The sequence below is a fragment of the Candidatus Clostridium eludens genome (assembly GCF_045310515.1).
Taxonomy (GTDB): Bacteria; Bacillota; Clostridia; order Clostridiales; family Clostridiaceae; genus Clostridium_B; species Clostridium_B eludens.
In genome coordinates, this window is the sequence record NZ_JBJHZX010000007.1 from 34,121 (window position 1) to 52,603 (window position 18,483).

Consider the following 18,483-nt stretch of genomic DNA (forward strand, 5'->3'; position numbering starts at 1 on the left):
GTTTTGCCCATTTAAAGTAATATAAATCAAAAAGGGTGATTTAAATGAAAAGTGTAAGTGAAATATCAGCATATATACCTAATTCAATAAAAAAAGAAAAAAGCCAAAAAAATAATATTATAATTATTCTGTCTTTAATGCCTGTAATTGCCTTCATATTGTCTCTTACTCTTGGAAGATATGCCATTCCACTTTCCCAATTATTTGATATTTTTACAGGCAAACTTTTCGATCTTCCTGTAACCTGGCCTCAAACTGTAGAAACGGTTTTATTTCAAGTCCGTATTCCTAGAATTATTGCTGCCATGATGATAGGCGCTGCCTTAGCTACAGCAGGAGCTACTTATCAAGGGTTATTTAAAAATCCCATGGTCTCTCCGGATATCTTAGGTGCTTCTGCCGGTGCAGGTTTTGGAGCCGCTGTTGCTATTTTGATGTCTTTTAATGTTGTAGGTATACAATTTTCTGCTTTTTTGGTAGGACTGACAGCTGTAATTCTTACATATACAATCGCCAGTATTATAGGCAGAGGAAATAATGCCATTTTAGTACTGGTACTTACGGGAATGGTTATTTCAACTTTGTTTTCATCATTTGTTTCTATTACTAAATATGTGGCTGATCCAGAAAGTAAATTACCAGCTATTACTTTCTGGCTTATGGGAGGCCTTTCCTCTGTCAGTACAAGAGATGTAATGATATTAATTATTCCACTGGTTTTAGGAATTATTCCTATACTGCTTTTAAGATGGAAACTTAATGTTCTATCATTTGGAGAAGAGGAAGCCCAGGCTATGGGAATAGATACCCGTAAAATTCGTATAGTAGTTATCATTTGTTCAACTTTACTTACAGCAGCTTCTGTATCAGTTAGTGGAATGATAGGTTGGGTGGGACTTATCATTCCACATATTGCCAGACTTCTGGTAGGACCTAACTATAAAGTTTTATTGCCAGCATCTATTCTTATAGGAAGTACTTTTCTACTTCTAGTAGACGATGTAGCACGTAGTGCATTTACTGTAGAAATTCCCCTTGGAATACTTACAGCCATTATAGGTGCACCTATATTTATTTATCTACTTTTAAAAGGAAGGAGAGGGTGGGTATGAAGTTAGAAATCAAAAATGCCATTTGTGGTTATGGCTCTAAAACTGTGATTAAAGGTATATCCGTAAAAGTAAAGTCGGGAGAAATATTATGCTTGCTTGGACCCAATGGCGTAGGCAAAACTACATTTTTTAAAACTATTTTAGGCTTTTTAAAATTACAAGGTGGAGAAATTATTTTAGATGGAGAAAATATTAACACTTGGTCTAAGAAAAGGCTGGCTAAAGCTATGGGATATGTACCTCAAGCCCATACTCCTCCCTTTCCTTTTTCTGTACTTGATGTTGTTACTATGGGACGTACTGCCCACTTAGGAACTTTTGCATCACCTTCAAAAAATGATGTAGCTATTGCAGAGGAGTCTCTAGAAACTTTAGGAATATCATTTTTAAAGAATAAAATTTATACAGAAATCAGCGGAGGAGAACGACAGATGGTTCTAATAGCAAGAGCATTAACTCAGCAGCCAAGTATTCTTGTTATGGATGAACCCACCTCTAATTTAGATTTTGGTAACCAAATCAGAGTACTTGAACAGATTAATTCCCTTGTAAAAAATGGTCTGGGAGTTATCATGACTACACATTTTCCAGATCATACTTTTCTTTGTCCCAGTAAAGTAGCATTAATGCAGAAGAATAATGTATTTACTGTAGGCAATGTGGATGATGTAGTTACTGAAGAAAATTTAAGATCGGCTTATGGAGTTGATGTGAGAATTACAAGTACAGTAAATAATCAAGGTCAACCTATAAAAGCGTGCATACCGTTATTAGCTAACTAGGTATTATTAAAAAATTGATAATTGGGAGTGATGACAATATGAAAAAAAAATTAGCTTTAATATTATTTAGTATTATAATAGCAACTCTTACACTACTTGGATGCAGCAAACAAGTATCTGAAACTCAGACTTCACCTAAATCTGACAAAATAACAGTTACAGATTCAAGTGGAGCCAAAGTAGAAGTGCCTACAAATATTTCTCGTATTGCCGACGCCTGGGGAGCCCACAATGCAGTAGTGGCAATGCTTGGTTCAGGAGATAAGATAGTGGCAACTACTCTTAATGCTAAGTTAAAACCCTGGCTTTTTAAAGTAACTCCTAAAATGAATAATGCAGTTACTACATTCAATGTAGATGCAACCAACATAAATATGGAAGAGCTTATTAAAACTAAACCAGATATTTTATTCATGTCTACAGGAAATAAAAATATTAGTAAGATGTCAGACTTAAAAATTCCAGTTGTTCAAGTTAGTTTTAAAGATTTTGATAGTATGAAAAAATGCGTAAAGCTTACAGGAGATATTCTTGGAGAAGAAGGTAAAAAAAGAGCCCAACAATATGTCTCTTATCTAGATAATAAAATAAATATGATATCCAGTGTGACCTCTAAAATACCTGAAGACCAAAAACTCAAAGTACTTCATATAGCAGACTTTTCTCCACTAAAAGTAGATGGAAAAGATACAATAATTGATTCCTGGATAAAAGTATCAGGTGGGATAAATGCAGCTGGAGATGTCAGTGGAAACGCCAAAGAAGTATCCATGGAGCAAATATTAACGTGGAATCCTGATGTTATTATAGTAAGCAGTACTGTAGGCAACGCAGACAGGAAAAAAAGTCTTACAGAAATTCTAAATGATGAAACCTGGAAAAAAACAAATGCTGTTCAAAAAGGAAGAGTATATGTAAATCCAGATGGAGCTTTTTCCTGGGATAGGTATAGCGCAGAGGAAGCCCTTCAAATCCAATGGGTGGCAAAGACCTTATATCCTGAAAAATTCCAATCTTTAGACGTTGGTAAGGAAACTAAATGGTTTTATAAAACATTTTTTAATTACTCACTTTCAGATAGTGAAGTTCAAAGAATTTTAAACGGACAGCCTCCACAATAAAGTAAAATTCAAATTACAAATTTTAAGAATAATTTTATATTCTTAACCGCCACAACAAAATTTTGAATTATATAAAGTAGTATTACATGATGAATAGTAGAGAAAAAAATAAACCCTATAAAGGGTATTACAATGTACGATAAGATTAAAAATATGTAAATTTCTATAGTCTTAATTTTTCTCTTTACTATTATTATATAAAACTACTTTATTTCTACCTGTATTTTTAGCTTCATATAATGCAATATCTGCGTTATTGACCAGATTATCTATATTATCAGTTACACTAGGATAAGTTGAAACTCCCACTGAAATTGTTATATGAATACTAATCTTACTAGAAATATGAAATTTATAAACTTCAACATTTCGTCTTATTCTTTCAGCAATCTGGACTGCGTCTACAGCTGGACAGTTTAATAATAGTACAGAAAACTCCTCACCACCATTACGGGATATAATATCGAAGGTCCGGCAGGTGTTATTTAAAATAGCAGCCAAATTTTTAAGTATAATATCCCCTGAGCCATGGCCGTATCTGTCATTTATTTCCTTGAAATAATCAATATCTAAAAATATTATTGATATATATTCAAATTCTGACTTTGTTTGCACTGAAACGCTAATACGGTTTAACTTCTTATTAAACTGCCTTACATTATTCAGTCCAGTTAAAAAATCTATGGTAGCTTCAGTTTTAAATTTTTTATATACTTCAAAAGCTCTTGTTAAACATTCTGTAAATTCATATATAAAATATGTTAGAAGCACATTATTAAAATAGTAAATTATTAAAAATTCACCTAGCGACCTTGAATCTTCAATAAGAATTATATTTCCAATAGAACTCAATATAAGCGAATATAAAATAGAATACATCCATTTATTTTTTCTTGTTGTTTTAATATTTGATATAAAAATAATTCCAGTTACTAGAAACAAATCAGTTACTCCATATACTATAGAAACTATAGGAATTCTAAATATTAAATAGCCTAAAAGATTAATTATGCCAGCCGTTATAATTGCAGATAAAGCTCCTCCATAAAGAGATGATAAAATAATTGGTAAAGCATGAAAATTAACTGATAAACCAGGGGCAACATTTACAGGAAACAACATTAAAAGCATTTCTAATAATCCACCAGCCATGCCGATAAAAAGTTTTTCCCGTATGTTTATTGATGACTTTACAATTAATATTTTATCTTTTAAAAAAATACAAAGAACACTTATAGCAGTTATCAAAACACAGGAATTAACAAAAAATTCAATAATCATAATATACACCTTTCCAAAATAACCCAGGTAGTTATAAAGCTCATATGATATTCTGATATTCGTATAATATTATATGAGCTTTATATAATATTTAGGAAAACACGCGAATTTACTATTTTTTTGTCTAAACATGTCATTAATAGAGAAATTATTATTGAAATTACTCTTAAACCTATCTAGAATAATAATATCGTCCTTGCAAAATGTTATGAAATAGTAGATAATATGCTTAACGATTACTACTTCAATTTAAAGTAGTTCAATTCATATTATTTTATTAAAAAGGTGGATTATTTCTATGAAAGATAAAACATCATTATCCGCACAAGAAGTAGCGGAACTTTTAGATATATCAAAAAATACAGTGTATGATTTGATTAAAAAAGGTGAGTTGCCTTCTTATCGCATTGGCCGAAAGGTACGTGTTGATATTGAAGATGTTGAATATTATAAAAATAAAAGCAGAACTAATAATATTAAGATTATTAATCCTGTTATTGAACATAAAACTCAAGTACCCCAACAACCGTTAACTGAAGACAAAAATTTTATTATATGCGGCCAGGAACTGCTTCTTGATGTATTGACACAGCACCTGGGACATTATCCAAATGAATTCCAAGTACTAAGGAGATATATAGGAGGTTATGATGGGTTAATAAACCTCTATAAAGGCAGTGCTTCTGCTACTTCTTGCAATCTATGGGATTCAGACAATAATATCTACAATACACCTTATGTCCGCAGATTATTACCTGGTATTCCCTGTGTAATTGTCCGTCTCGCCTGTCATATGCAGGGTTTTTATGTCTCAAAAGGAAATCCTAAAAATATATCATCATGGGATGATTTAACAAAGCCTGGCATTGTCATGGTAAATAGAGAAAAAGGTTCTGGTGTACGTATACTTATGGACGAACAATTTAGAAAGCTTGGAATATCCGGAAAACTTATCAATGGCTATAATGTGGAAGTTTTTTCTCATTTTGCTGCAGCCAGTGCTGTATCCAGGGGTGAGGCAGACATTGCTGTGGGAACGCAGAAAACTGCTTCCCAAGTAGAAAATATAGAATTTATACCAATACAGAAACAAAAGTGTGATCTAGTTATAAAGAAAGAAGACTTTGATTCTCCAATTATTCAAGCAATACTTTCCGTTCTAAATTCCCAGGAATTTAAAATGGAAATTCAAGGTATTGACGTATATGATACAAGTGAAACAGGAAAAATCATAGGAGAAAGCTAGTAAAAATTATCCATATTGTGCCCAGCTAATTTCCTTTGAACGGTATGCCCTTTCCCAATCATTGCCCATGATCTCCAGTATATTAAGCATACCATCATATCCAAAATATGCCCTATCCACATATATATCTCTATTTGTGGGATTTAAAACATCAAAGGCAACTTTTATTCCTATTTCTTCTGCCATATATTTTTCCCAGGCAGAGCCAATAACTGTATCAACATGAAAGTCACTTAAACCTTTTTTAATCTGATATCCATCCACAGAAAATGCTACCTTGGGTGAAATACCCAGGGTGCTTAGCTCCCAGTTGAGTACTTTTTTTGCTTCTTCCCTATGAGATTTTATCATTATAACTTCAGGAATCATTTCTAATTCCTTAAATAACATTCTCACAAGACCAATTCCCATAGTAGCATCTGCACATATGGCAATCCTGCAGTTACGATAACGTGGGATTATCATAAGTGCCCTCTTTCTCAGTAAACTTATTACTTTTTCTTCTCCTTCTTTAATTATTTGTTCCACTTTGTCTTCAACTCCAAAGTACATACCTATTGCTCTAAGCCACCTAGCAGTATTTTCTGTGCCAATAGGCAGTGGAATATCAGAAAGAATTAAAGGTATATGATGTATCTTCTCCATTTTTTTTGCAAACTGATAACCTGCATCATGGCTTAAAAGTATATTAGCTGAAGCTGAAGCTGAATTTTCAATTTCTTCCATGGAAGTATTATGTGGAAGAACTGCCTGAACATTTATCCCTAATGAATTTAAAGTTTTAATTACCCAATTTAGATCTTCCCACCATGTAGGATTTAAATTTGCCTGCGGTGATATAATATTTACACTATTTCTGTATTTCTTTTCACTTTTCTTTATAAGAGGTATAATGGCATTTAGCGCTATATCCTGTCCATCATAACTGTTGCCTCTAAATCCCCCTGCAACTATAGGTATAAGTCTTGCCTTTACCTTAGACTGCATACTTTTACATATCCCTTCTATATCTTCACCTATTATATCCGCAGCACAAGTACCCACCACAAACATAGTTTTAGTATTAAAGGTATTATCCGCATCTTTTATAAGCTGCTTAAGTTTCTCCGAAGCTCCCATAATAACATCTGTTTCAAATAAACGGGTGCAGCCTATTTTTCTCCTGGTAAAATCTATCTCATGTAAATCATATGCATTTGCCACTGTTGCTGCACAACCTTGTGGTGAATGAATAACAATACTCACATCCTCTATTCCTGCTATTACGCTGGCAACACCTTCAAGAGCACATCCTAAAACCGGATCCTTGCTGTGCTCACAATTACGGAATTTTAACTCATCATACATTTGCCTCTCCTCCTATGTGCATATACTGTACAATCAGGCATATCTTGACCTAGCTTAGGTGTTAATGATTGGATAGATGCAAGACCTGACTTTTCAGGAAAAACCATTCTTTTAGATAATGAACTCCTTGGCCTAAAAGAATATTCCAGTGCCGTTTTAACGCATTTAGCTACCTTAAGTGCCCCTCTAAATCCAAATCTCGGACGATTTAGTATAGCATTTAAATCCACCAAAGGTATGGTTGGAAAGCTGAGAGAAGAGCCAAAATAAACAGCTGAATCCTCACTGAGTCCCCCAAGAAAAGCCAGCAATTCCTCTTCCGTCTGCTTCATGGATTCATATTTACCAAAAGCAATAGTACCTTTTGTAATTAAGACCTCAGGATCCAATCCAGTTTCTAATAAATAATCTATACTGGTTTCCCTTGCTTCTGTACTCCAGGGATGAAAATTAAATATAACTGGACGCATTCCAAGATCACGTTCAAGCATATGTGCAATGGATAATGATTTAATAGCATCATGTCCCTCAACAATAGCCAGTTTCCCTTGAAGAAATTTTTTAGCTTCCTCAAATTCATCTTTTATTTCATTATATTCTCTTTCTATTAAATCTTCAGCTTCTTTTTCCATTCCTAATTTTTTAGCTGCACCTTTTAACCATTTTTTAGTGGCACTAATACCATAAGGCAATATTGTAGAATTCAATGGAGTTCCATATTCTTCTAACATAGCATTTCCTATGGCATAGCCTAAATCCAGACAAAGAGTACAATTTACAGCAACACTAGGTGCCCTTTTAATTTCCTCTAAAGTACAATTACCTGCAATAACTGAATTAACTTCTGCACCCATTCCCTTTATCAATCTTACCAGTTCCTTTACATCTGTATCCACTTCTGTTCTTTCAGGTCCCATTTTACCCCCTACAATATTTACAGAATGTGCTAACCTAGCTTTTTCTTCTTCAGTAGGAGGGTCCATAAATCTTACAATTTGTTTAAATACCAGATCAAATCCACTCCTGTATTCTCCTGCAAATCCTTCACAATGTATAGGCATTATTTTGGCATTTATCTCATTCTTTATTTTATCTGCCACAGCATCCACATTATCCCCGATAATTCCAGTTGCACAACTAGTAGCAATAAAAATTACATCTGGATGATATTTGTCATCTACTTCTTTAATGGCCCCTTTTAACCCTCTCTCTCCTCCGTATATTACATATTTTTCATCCATATTGGTACTAACTACTGCCTCATAAGGGGCACCACTATTTCTACTGTTGGTTAACTTATATGATTGCTTAACTCCATAGGCACATCCGCTGGGGCCATGGGCAATAACAATGGAATTTCTTATACCACTTAAAATTTTTGTAGCTGTCCAAAATTTACACGGACGGGTATGACTGCCCTGCAGATTAGTTTTAATTTTGCCTTCTTTAGCTAGACGGTATAATCTACTCAATTTACCATGAAAAACAATACTATCATTTATACTATTCAATAAAATGCACCCCCTGAAAACTGAATTAATTGAGCATATTGCCCATTAATAACTAATTGATTGTTAGTCAAATGGGCAATATACTTAAAATTATTAGTTTATTGATTATGAACTACCATGTATTTAAAATCCATTCCCTATCATGCTTGTTTTCCATATCAGCAAACATGGTGTTAGCAATCATGTCAGCCAGCAGCATAGCACCTTTGTATCCAATAACAGGCTGTCTCCATAAACCCGACCTATCAAAAGTTGGGAATCCCACTCTAACCATAGGAATTTTATAATCTATTGCCATAAACCTGCCTTTAGAATGTCCCATAATCAAATCTACCTCTATTGATTTATCCTTCAATCTGCGCTCTAATTCCCACAAATCGGAATTCCATATCACTTCTATATCACAATTTGCATTTTCCTCTATTTCAGTTAATCTAGGATCCTTTTGATAAGCCTTGTTATCATCCCCCAGCAAAAGAAGTACAGGCTCTAATTCACACTCTAAGCAAAATTGTGCAAGTCCTATAACTAAATCAGGATCACCATAAATCGCAACTTTTTTATTTGCAAAGAACATATGTGCAAGATTTACCATAGTATCAATGGCCAGCCCACGTTCTTTAACTAATGATTCCGGTATTGGTTTCCCTGTTAGTTTACTGATATTTTTCAAAAACTTATCTGTATTTTTTATTCCTATAGGTATATCTTCAATTACTGCAGGAACTTTAAATTTTCTTTCAAGCAGCTGGGCTGCAGCACCACCTTCGTATTTACATAAAGCTATAGTGCCAATAGAGTTAGCAGAATCTTCTATATCCTCTACTGTTGTATTTCCATATGCAAAACTGGATTTATCCGGCATAATTGGTGCCATAAATGTTTCTGTATCTATAAGTATGTTTCCTTTCACATCCATTTCTTTTAATATATGCTTAATTTCAGCTACATCACCGGGATTTAACCAACCGGTTATAATATTCAATTTGTCATTGGGTTCCCCTTTTTTTGCCAGAACATTAACAAATGCCTTTACAGCTACATTATAACCTTGAACATGGCTTCCACTATAACTTGGAGTATGAACTGGAACAAGGGTAACTTTTCTGTCAGGATGTGATTTTTTAAGTTTCCTATTCATAATTTCTACTATGCCTTCAATATCATCACCTATGGTCTCAGTTGAACAAGTAGTAACAACAGGAATTATTCTTAAATCTGGATACCTGTCTACAAGCACCTGAATTCCTTCTTCAGCATTTTTCTTTCCACCGAAAACAGCTGCATGTTCATGTATGGAAGATGACGCCATTTCAAAATTTTCTTTAAAATGTTGTGCAAATAACAACCTGACAAACATCGAGCAGCCTTGTCCACCATGTACTAAAGGTATACAATCCTTTAATCCGATAGATGCAAACTCTGCACCACAAGGCTGACAATTATATATTGGATTTACTATTCCCGCACGTTCTTTTTCTTTTATCTTTAAGGACATACTATCACCTCTATTCTAATTTATTAGTAATTTGGATTTTTTAATTCGGCATTTAATGACTTTGTTACAACTACATCTAACAATTTTGCCTGGAGGTCATTAATTACAGATTTTTTTTGTGCTTCGTCAAGTTCTAAAAACCATGGAAACTTCTTTTTTATAACTTCCGAAAATGCCTTTGCCTCAGTATAGAAATACTTATCCATTAATGTGTCATTTTTTACTTGTTTGCCTGTTAAAATTTCAAATGTAGCATCTAAGATCCCTTTTATATTCTGTTCTCTATCCCAGGAACGAGAATAAAATTGCCACAAATAGCGTTCTTGAATAAATGAAAATAATTCTTCCACTCTATTTTTCATAAATATCCTACACCTCTCTTATATCTTCTCCAGCAAGATTCCAAAGTGGAGACCTGGTAGCATTATATACATCTCTTGCCAAATTTACAAAACCTTCAAATCCCATGTAAGGTCCATTGTGATATGCGTGTCCATTAATATATGGTATATGCAGTTTTTTAACCAAGTCACCAACTCTAGGACCAGTAAATATTAAGTCCGGCTTAACTTCATCCAAAACCTCAAAGAATTCCAATTCATTAGCATCATCTAAATAAATTGCCCCTGTCCTTCCCCTTGCAATTACTTTTTCAAAATCTTCCTGATGTCCAAATTTTGAAGACATTGCCACAACTTCAACACCTAAGTCATCTTCAAGAGATTTTGTCCAGTGCCATAATCTTGGTCCACCTGTCCATATGCAAGCTTTTTTACCTTTTAATTTTTCTTTGTACCAGTCAAGTTTTGGCTTCCATTTTGCATATTCTTCAGAAATTAACTCTTCTACTTTATCCTCTATTCCAAAGAATGTGCCTATTTTCCTCAGTCCTTCTGCAGTATAATCAAAGCCCCATGAATCAATATCAACACGTGGAATATTATATGTCTTTTTTAATTCATTAGCTATATATCCTGCAGACCTGGCACAGTTTACTACATTTAGTTTGGCTTTGTGCATGGCCCTTAGGGAATCATAGGTACCATTACCCGTAAAATGAGCTATCACCTGGATGCCCATCCTGTCAAGATATCTGCTTAAAACGAAGCTGTCTCCCTGAATATTATAATCTCCAATAAGATTTATGGTATATGGACTTTTGATTTCAGGTTCAACAGTCCCCACCTTTTCATTCATCCAGCTAATATTGAATACATGATGTCCTTTAGACTGGCTAACTCCTGCAAATCCCGCACATTCGGAACAAAATATATCTACATCCCCTAATTCTTTTTGTACTTCTCTTGCAACTGCTTTCGGGTCATCCCCAATTAATGCGGTAGCACAGGTAGTGTAAACTATCATTCTTTTTATATCTGGAAATTCAGCAAAAGCCTCCAGCATACTTTGCTTTAGTACTTTTTCACCACCAAATACAACATGCCTTTCTTTAACATCTGTTGACCATGCATGTTTAAGCTGAAAATTATCATTGTCACTTGGATAGCGCTTTGTATGCCACGTATTATATGCACATCCCACAGGACCGTGAATTATCTGAATTGTATCTTTGAGAACACCACCTATAACAAGCTTTGCTCCACAAAAGCTGCAGCCTCTTTCAGAAAGCGTTCCTGGAATAGTATTTACATTTGCATCAGGTAAAAACATTGTGGTATCTTCTCCAGGCTGTTTTACATAACAATGTTTTTTTCGCTCTGGAATAGTTTCATCACATTTAAATAACTTTAATGGCATTTTTATATACCTCCTTAATTTCTAAAAATTACAATTTTTGAAGTAACCTACCTCCACTCTGTCCACATCTTTAATTGATGTATGCCAAAACAATCAACAAAAGAGGAGGCGTTTACCACAATTAGACACATTTACACATCTAACAAGTTTTGAGCATACATAGAATTTTAAATTAATCTAATAAACCATATTTAATAACCATTTGTTCTAAATCAGGAATCTTTAAAGGCTTAGGTACAACAAAATTTTTATTTTCTATAATTTTACGTGCTAATTCTCCATATTCCTTTGCTTGATTGCAATCAGGATCATATTCAACTACTGTCTGTTTATTAAACTCTGCTTTTTGAACTATATTATCCCTAGGCATAAAATGAATCAGTTGAGTGCCTATGGCACTGGTAAATTCCTCCATAAGTTGTAATTCATTATCAACCATACGGCTGTTACATATAATGCCGCCTAATCTAACCCCACCTTGATCAGCATATTTCAGTATGCCTCGACAGATGTTATTTGCAGCATATATTGCCATCATTTCTCCAGATGCAACAATATATACTTCCTGTGCTTTTCCTTCACGAATAGGCATTGCGAATCCCCCGCATACAACGTCACCTAAAACATCAAAATGCACAAAGTCAAGATCAGGAGTATAGGCTCCAAGCTCCTCCATCAAATTAATTGAGGTTATAACACCTCTTCCTGCACAGCCTACACCAGGTTCAGGTCCTCCAGATTCAACACAGCGAATGCCTTTAAATCCTGTTTTAATAACATTATCTTCTGTTATGGAATCTTCCCCTTCTTCTCTAAGCGTATCCATTATTGTACTCTGAGTCATTTCTCCAAGTATAAGACGTGTACAGTCTGCCTTTGGATCACACCCATGAATGAAAACTTTTTTATCGTAGAAATGAGCCAGTGCTGCAGCTGTATTTTGTTGTGTAGTTGATTTACCTATTCCACCTTTACCATAAAATGCTATTTTTCTTGTCATTTTTTCTTCCCCCTTTAAATTATAAAAATATTAAAATATTAAAAAATAATATCTATAATTGATTATTTTTTAATAAAATAAACAAATTAAAATAACTAAGCTTTATATTGATTTTCACTTCCAGCTACAAGCATCACCTCCTTTATTTAATTAAATGGGTAATAATTTATAGTTACATCTGTTATTTGCCAATAACAGAAGATAACTGACAGTCAATTTCTTGCTCAAACTCCTTAACAGCTCGGAGAATACCTTCATTTATAGGATCATACATCTCTATAACTTTAATTCCCTCTATTTCCAATTTCTCTTTTGGATCAAGTCCAATTCTGAGTATAAGTACTGCATCACAGTCTCTTATGGTTTTAATTATTCTTGAAATTTTATCATCATGTTCATCACAGGCTTCAATCCCCGTACAATATTTATTTACATCTCTTTTCTCCAAAAATTTTATAGTACCCGAATCATATGAGTAAATATAGAATTCAGTAGCATGTCCGAAATGTTGATCTATATTGATGCCTGATTTGGAGGAAATTGCAAATTTATACTTTTTGCCTCTAGATATGCTTCTTTCAACGTTATGTCTTTCTGCTTTAACAGAGTACTTACTTTCACAGATGCCACATCCCGCATTTCTGAAATCTATAGAACGATCTTGGGATAAGGTACCTATTGCATCTGCCCTGCACTGTCTGCAGTGGTACATTTGCTTTATATCAACTTCACATTCTCTTCTCATTTCATTTAACTCTATATTTGAAACCAGAGGCAAATGTTCAAATCCACTTCCTGGAACTGGTATCATCTGCATTATGTTTGTCATATATGCCCCGCATTCTTTAACTTCTTTAACAACTTCTTTTATATGCTTATCATTTATTCCTTTAAGCATAACTATATTTACTTTACATATCACTCCATTGGAAGACAAATATCTAAGGCCTTTAAGCTGATTATCTAAAAGTATTTCCGCCCCTTCTTCCCCTACATATTTATGACCTAGATAGTTAACTTCTTTATATATTTTAGCTCCTATTTTTTTATCTACAGCATTTATAGTTACTGTAACATGAGATACTCCAAGTTTTATGAGCTCATTTGCATAAAGTGGAAGCATAAGACCATTGGTTGATAAACAAAATATAGTTTCAGGGGACTCTTCCCTTATAAGCATTAAAGATCTTCTTACCTCTTGAAAATTTGCCAGTGCATCTCCAGGCCCTGCTATGCCTACAACAGTCAGATTTTTCATATTATTTTTAACTATTTTAAATTTTTCAAGAGCTTCTTCGGGACTTAAAATTTCACTTGTAACTCCAGGTCTACTTTCATTTGCACAATCATATTTCCTACTGCAGTAATTACAGCTTATATTACATTTGGGAGCCACAGGTATATGCATTCTGGCAAATTTATGAGCGTTATCTCCAAAACAGGGATGTACATTTGATTTCATAGCCCTGTCAATTGGAACATAGATTTCACATGGATTATAATCTATAGCCCTTAAATTTTTATTTTTCAACTCAATCATCTCCTTATTAGCTTTTCGTTTAAAATTTTTTACATTTGCTTCAAATTACCAATTGTAGTTTAAAAACTATATTGAACCTGGTGCTCTTTTATGGTATAATCGCATTATATATGGTTAGAATTTGGCATATTCTAACTCATTTTTTAAGTATATCTCTTGGCATTTCCTTCACAAAACTAAGAGGTATACTCCTATTATTAATGTTAACCTATCTAAGTTATTCACAACTCATTGCAATTATTTTCTCGTGTTTCTAAATTAATTACCAATATAACTATCCAATTAATAAGATATTGATTTAACATCAAGTTCCTTATATTTTTATAAAAAATTTTAGTACGGTTTAGTATAGTAATTTATATGAAAATATACCACATATTTTATAAAAAGGCAATAGTTTTATTGGCGTTTTATTAAAATAAATATACAAATAATAATGATATGTTAAAATCACGGTATCAAAATTGATATTTTGATAATTATCTGAAATTCTATTCTTTTTATTTATACATCCCCTCTTTTAGTTTTTAGTAATAATAATACCGCATAATATTCTTATACGAATTTATTTGAATTTGTATAAAACATTATATTATTATATTGTTAATATTGTAATGTAATGTTTCATAAATTGCAATAGCATTTTGATTATTTATCAAAAAATCTATAATTTATTGATAAATAGTTAATTATTTATTACATTTGCAAACGATTTAGTATATTATTTGAGAATTCTATAATAAAAGCTCATCTCAATTAAATGAAAATCCATTCCAATAACTTGACTTTTATGAAAATAAAAAATATAATAATACGAAACAATATAAAATATATTGTAAATAGCTATTTATAATATTTAATATTATTTTTAATACCAAATTATTATGTTTAATCAAAAACTAATATTTAATATAGAAAATATATCATCTGAAAGTCAAAAATAATGGTGAGGTGCTAGCAATGAATTTCTTTCAAGTAATCGGAAATAGCATTTTAATTGAACTTAACAAAAAAAATTGGACTCAATCTATGTTTGCCCATAAGATTGGAGTTTCAGATGAAGTATTTAAACAAATTGTACAAGGTAAAAAGGCACTAAATGCTGTTGAAATAGCTAAAATTGCCAGTAATTTAGATGTAGATCCAGAAAGGCTTTTAAGGGAAGAGAAAAAAATTTACTGCGAAGATAATTTGTCTGAAAATTTCATTAACAGCTTTTATAATAAAGATAATTTTAAACTTATATATTTTATAATTGAAGAATATATAAATATGGAGGAAGATTTACATGAATTCAGATTATCTAAAAAAAGCACTTCTGGAAAATGACATCAAAAGTATCAAATCCAAAATTAATATATTAGAAAAAGAAAATCACGTCATTAATCCTATAATAAAAGATGATATGTTTAAGCTATTAGAATCAGTAGGTAAGGTACTTTATTATCCCATCAAGGATAATGTGTGTGCTTTTTATATTAATATAGACAACAATCATTTCAAAGAAAATATTATCTTCATAAATACCTGCATGCCCTATGAAAAACAAATATTTGCAGCAGCTCATGAATTTGCACATATTATTGGTATTGCCGGAGATCAGGAAGAGCTTCTTGCAGAGGACAAAATATTTAATTATATTTTTGATAGTATAGAATACACAAATAAAAATGAAGTACTAGCAAATTATTTTGCATCTGAGTTATTAGTAAAGGATACTATTTTAGAATCACAACTCCTAAAAATGAAAGTAACTAAACTAGATTCTATAACTGTAGAAGATATTATAAGGTTAATGGATATATTTTTATTTCCTTATAAACCTATGGTACTAAAATTATATTGTATAGGTAAAATATCCTATGAAAAATATAAAGAGCTAATTAATATTAGTTGTAATAATTCCATATTTCAATTACAAAATAGGCTTGGTTTGTGTTCTAGAAACAATGAAATGACAAGAATTAAAAGCTTCTCTAACTTCATAGATTTAGCAATTAATTCTTATGAGATGACCGTAAGAACTTATGATAAATTAAAGTATGTATTAAAATTATTTGATTTGACACCTGAAAAACTTGGTGTGAAAAAAAAATCACCTAAATATCTTTCAGAAGATGAGTTAGAAGAAGAGATACCTTATGACTTATAACGGAAAATATAGCTGTTTAATTTTAGATGCTGATATTTATTATAAGTTAGTACAATTTGAAGATATAAATGCTTTCGTAAAAATCATTGATAATATAACAGATAAAGCTTACATACATGAATATGTTTATAAAGAAGAAATTCTCACAAAACGAGAGCAGCTAGAACAATTAATAGCTATGAAAAAATTAGAGATATTATATCCAAAGAATATACTTGATAAAATTGGATATAGCGTATATAAGGATTCATTTAAAATTTTATGTGAGGAGTATATAGGACTTGAAAATCTCTGTAAAAGACACGGCCATTTAGGTGAAGTATATTCACTAGCCATTGCAAAAGCATTAAGTATAACTATATTTATGTCTGACGAAGGCGGACTTAAACCAATAATTAAAAGACTTTTAAATACAGGAATAAATGACATCAATATGTTTAGATTAAAAAATATTATTCACTGGGTAAGACATAACCCAGAGTGTGATATTACAAGACGGGAGGCCAAAAAAATTTTTTGTTATACCTGCAGTAAAGGAAATATTAAAAACAGAAAAAGATGCTTTGATGACATATGGAAGATTTAGATATTCTTAAATATTAAAGATAATAACGTTCAAATTAAGAACGTTCATAAAATAAATAACTTTTGTTAGGAGGAAATTTTATGTTAATGATTAAAGCTATTATAAGACCAGAAAAAGTAGAGGCAGTTTTATCAGCACTTTCAAGTGCAGGTTTCCCGGCTGTTACAAAATATGATGTTGTAGGAAGAGGCAAACAGCAGGGGCTTCAAGTTGGTTCCATACATTATGATGAAATTCCTAAAGAAATGCTCATGATTGTTATAGATGACAATGACAAAAATGAGGTAATAGATATTATAATACACACCGCAAAAACTGGAGAAGAAGGAGCATTTGGAGATGGTAAAATTTTCACAGCACCTGTAGACGAAGCTTACACAATAAGTACAGGCTCTAAAGAACTGTAAATAAAGGAGATGGTACTATGAAAGAAATTAATGCTATTATTAGAATGAATATGGTGAATAAAACTGCAGCTAATTTGAAAAAAGCAGGCTTCCCTTGTTTTACCTGTAGAAAAGTTCTTGGACGTGGTAAAAAAATGGTAGACCTTAAGATGTCTAATGGTGAAATATCTATAAATAAACAGGAAGCAGAAAATTTGTCTGAACAACACAGACTCATATCCAAAAGATTGTTTACAATTATAGTAGATGACCAGGATGTACAAGAGGTAGTAGATACAATTATCAGCACAAACCAAACCCATAATCCAGGAGATGGAAAAATATTTGTAAAAGGCGTTAATGAAGTTATAAGAATAAGAACTTCAGAAACAGGCGTACTGGCTTTATAATATAAAGATTATCTGTTAAGAAAAAAAGGATTTATTATGTTGTTTTACCACCTAATAAATCCTTTTTCTATTGAATTATTATCTTATGTAAAATAGACCTGACTCAACACGTCTTATATTTGACAGTCACTTTAAGCCGACCCTTTTCTTCTATTTGAACATCCGTTTTTAAATTAAAATTATGCAATTCTTTTTCAAACCACTTTGGGACATGACTGCAGTTTATTACCAATTCAGAAAAGGTTTGCTTTTTAAAGAATGGAACTAATATTTGTTTGGTAGTAATATTTGGATTCTGTTGTTGTACCTTAATAAGATCTAAAAAATAATGTCCTTCTTGTCCAATTTTAACAGGTTCACATACACACTTATCTTTAGATTGTGAAGAAGACTTTAACGATTTGCTCTCTTCATCCTCCTCCTTTTCAATTACATGATCTAGAAATTCACCAGGCCTTCCAGTTATTTCCCAGGAATTCACTCCGAATCTTTCTAAAATGCTGTAGGGAATTCCTCCAATTTTTCTTCCTACAAAAATTTTACATTGTCCTAGAGATTCCACCATCTTTATAATTCTTTCTCGAATTAAATTCACATCTGTTATTTTGTATATTGAAAAAATTATTTCGTCTTTTATCTTCCAGTCCTTATCTTGCTTAGTATATATCTTAACTATACCTGGTTCTAAAAAAGAAGCTATTTCTCCATTATCATTTTCTAATACTGCAATTTCTTTATTCATAATCTCTATAC

The 18,483-nt window shown here is 32.2% G+C and carries 17 protein-coding genes and 1 pseudogene; 9 read left to right on the top strand and 9 right to left on the bottom strand.

Annotation, left to right across the window (positions count from 1 at the left end):
• Nucleotides 1-44: 44 nt before the first annotated feature.
• The 3 genes from ACJDU8_RS06395 to ACJDU8_RS06405 are packed head-to-tail and all read left to right on the top strand — an operon-like array spanning nucleotide 45 to nucleotide 3,015.
• Nucleotides 45-1,112: a FecCD family ABC transporter permease gene (locus ACJDU8_RS06395; RefSeq protein WP_406791320.1), complete on the top strand. Its 1,068-nt coding sequence runs from the start codon at nucleotides 45-47 to the stop codon at nucleotides 1,110-1,112.
• Nucleotides 1,109-1,894 carry an ABC transporter ATP-binding protein gene (locus tag ACJDU8_RS06400; RefSeq protein WP_406791321.1) on the top strand — a complete coding sequence of 262 codons (786 nt, stop codon included), beginning with the start codon at nucleotides 1,109-1,111 and terminating at the stop codon, nucleotides 1,892-1,894. The genes ACJDU8_RS06395 and ACJDU8_RS06400 overlap by 4 nt, the downstream gene beginning before the upstream one ends.
• Nucleotides 1,895-1,932: 38 nt before the next feature.
• Complete coding sequence (locus tag ACJDU8_RS06405) at nucleotides 1,933-3,015, top strand: ABC transporter substrate-binding protein (RefSeq protein WP_406791322.1); 1,083 nt, start codon at nucleotides 1,933-1,935, stop codon at nucleotides 3,013-3,015.
• A 171-nt stretch (nucleotides 3,016-3,186) separates the two neighbouring features.
• On the opposite strand, the gene ACJDU8_RS06410 is transcribed toward ACJDU8_RS06405, so the two are convergent.
• The gene (locus ACJDU8_RS06410) at nucleotides 3,187-4,296 is read right to left on the bottom strand and encodes a diguanylate cyclase (RefSeq protein WP_406791323.1); all 1,110 of its coding nucleotides are present in this window, start codon (nucleotides 4,294-4,296) and stop codon (nucleotides 3,187-3,189) included.
• Nucleotides 4,297-4,594: 298 nt separating this feature from the next.
• Here ACJDU8_RS06410 and ACJDU8_RS06415 point away from each other — a divergent pair, with 298 nt between their 5' ends.
• Nucleotides 4,595-5,542: a substrate-binding domain-containing protein gene (locus ACJDU8_RS06415; RefSeq protein ID WP_406791324.1), complete on the top strand. Its 948-nt coding sequence runs from the start codon at nucleotides 4,595-4,597 to the stop codon at nucleotides 5,540-5,542.
• A gap of 6 nt (nucleotides 5,543-5,548) precedes the next feature.
• Here ACJDU8_RS06415 and ACJDU8_RS06420 read toward each other — a convergent pair whose 3' ends face one another.
• The 7 genes and pseudogenes from ACJDU8_RS06420 to nifB form a co-directional block, all read right to left on the bottom strand.
• A complete protein-coding gene (locus ACJDU8_RS06420; RefSeq protein WP_406791325.1) occupies nucleotides 5,549-6,889 on the bottom strand; it encodes a nitrogenase component 1 in 1,341 nt (446 codons plus the stop codon).
• Nucleotides 6,874-8,400 carry a nitrogenase component 1 gene (locus ACJDU8_RS06425; RefSeq protein ID WP_406791326.1) on the bottom strand — a complete coding sequence of 509 codons (1,527 nt, stop codon included), beginning with the start codon at nucleotides 8,398-8,400 and terminating at the stop codon, nucleotides 6,874-6,876. Before ACJDU8_RS06425 ends, ACJDU8_RS06420 begins: the two co-directional genes overlap by 16 nt.
• Nucleotides 8,401-8,512: 112 nt before the next feature.
• Nucleotides 8,513-9,898, bottom strand: a complete 1,386-nt coding sequence (locus ACJDU8_RS06430; protein ID WP_406791327.1) for a nitrogenase component 1 — start codon at nucleotides 9,896-9,898, stop codon at nucleotides 8,513-8,515.
• Nucleotides 9,899-9,921: 23 nt separating this feature from the next.
• Entirely contained in the window at nucleotides 9,922-10,260 is a 339-nt protein-coding gene (locus ACJDU8_RS06435) for a Fe-only/vanadium nitrogenase subunit delta (protein WP_406791328.1), read from the bottom strand.
• A 7-nt stretch (nucleotides 10,261-10,267) separates the two neighbouring features.
• Nucleotides 10,268-11,656: a nitrogenase vanadium-iron protein, alpha chain gene (vnfD, locus tag ACJDU8_RS06440; protein WP_406791329.1), complete on the bottom strand. Its 1,389-nt coding sequence runs from the start codon at nucleotides 11,654-11,656 to the stop codon at nucleotides 10,268-10,270.
• A gap of 172 nt (nucleotides 11,657-11,828) precedes the next feature.
• Nucleotides 11,829-12,656 (bottom strand): nitrogenase iron protein, encoded by an 828-nt coding sequence (nifH, locus tag ACJDU8_RS06445; RefSeq protein WP_406791330.1) that lies wholly within the window; start codon nucleotides 12,654-12,656, stop codon nucleotides 11,829-11,831.
• A gap of 181 nt (nucleotides 12,657-12,837) precedes the next feature.
• Nucleotides 12,838-14,115, bottom strand: a pseudogene (gene nifB, locus ACJDU8_RS06450) (nitrogenase cofactor biosynthesis protein NifB); the annotation flags it as partial.
• A gap of 1,041 nt (nucleotides 14,116-15,156) precedes the next feature.
• Between nifB and ACJDU8_RS06455 the strand changes: the two are divergent.
• The 5 genes from ACJDU8_RS06455 to ACJDU8_RS06475 all read left to right on the top strand — a co-directional run bounded on the left by ACJDU8_RS06455 (nucleotide 15,157) and on the right by ACJDU8_RS06475 (nucleotide 17,730).
• Complete coding sequence (locus tag ACJDU8_RS06455) at nucleotides 15,157-15,525, top strand: helix-turn-helix domain-containing protein (protein ID WP_406791331.1); 369 nt, start codon at nucleotides 15,157-15,159, stop codon at nucleotides 15,523-15,525.
• Nucleotides 15,485-16,348 carry an ImmA/IrrE family metallo-endopeptidase gene (locus ACJDU8_RS06460; RefSeq protein WP_406791332.1) on the top strand — a complete coding sequence of 288 codons (864 nt, stop codon included), beginning with the start codon at nucleotides 15,485-15,487 and terminating at the stop codon, nucleotides 16,346-16,348. The genes ACJDU8_RS06455 and ACJDU8_RS06460 overlap by 41 nt, the downstream gene beginning before the upstream one ends.
• Nucleotides 16,338-16,934 carry a hypothetical protein gene (locus ACJDU8_RS06465; protein ID WP_406791333.1) on the top strand — a complete coding sequence of 199 codons (597 nt, stop codon included), beginning with the start codon at nucleotides 16,338-16,340 and terminating at the stop codon, nucleotides 16,932-16,934. The genes ACJDU8_RS06460 and ACJDU8_RS06465 overlap by 11 nt, the downstream gene beginning before the upstream one ends.
• A gap of 80 nt (nucleotides 16,935-17,014) precedes the next feature.
• Complete coding sequence (locus tag ACJDU8_RS06470; RefSeq protein ID WP_406791334.1) at nucleotides 17,015-17,341, top strand: P-II family nitrogen regulator; 327 nt, start codon at nucleotides 17,015-17,017, stop codon at nucleotides 17,339-17,341.
• A 17-nt stretch (nucleotides 17,342-17,358) separates the two neighbouring features.
• Nucleotides 17,359-17,730: a P-II family nitrogen regulator gene (locus ACJDU8_RS06475; RefSeq protein ID WP_406791335.1), complete on the top strand. Its 372-nt coding sequence runs from the start codon at nucleotides 17,359-17,361 to the stop codon at nucleotides 17,728-17,730.
• A 103-nt stretch (nucleotides 17,731-17,833) separates the two neighbouring features.
• On the opposite strand, the gene anfO is transcribed toward ACJDU8_RS06475, so the two are convergent.
• The gene (gene anfO, locus ACJDU8_RS06480) at nucleotides 17,834-18,472 is read right to left on the bottom strand and encodes a Fe-only nitrogenase accessory protein AnfO (RefSeq protein WP_406791336.1); all 639 of its coding nucleotides are present in this window, start codon (nucleotides 18,470-18,472) and stop codon (nucleotides 17,834-17,836) included.
• Between the last annotated feature and the right edge of the window lie 11 nt (nucleotides 18,473-18,483).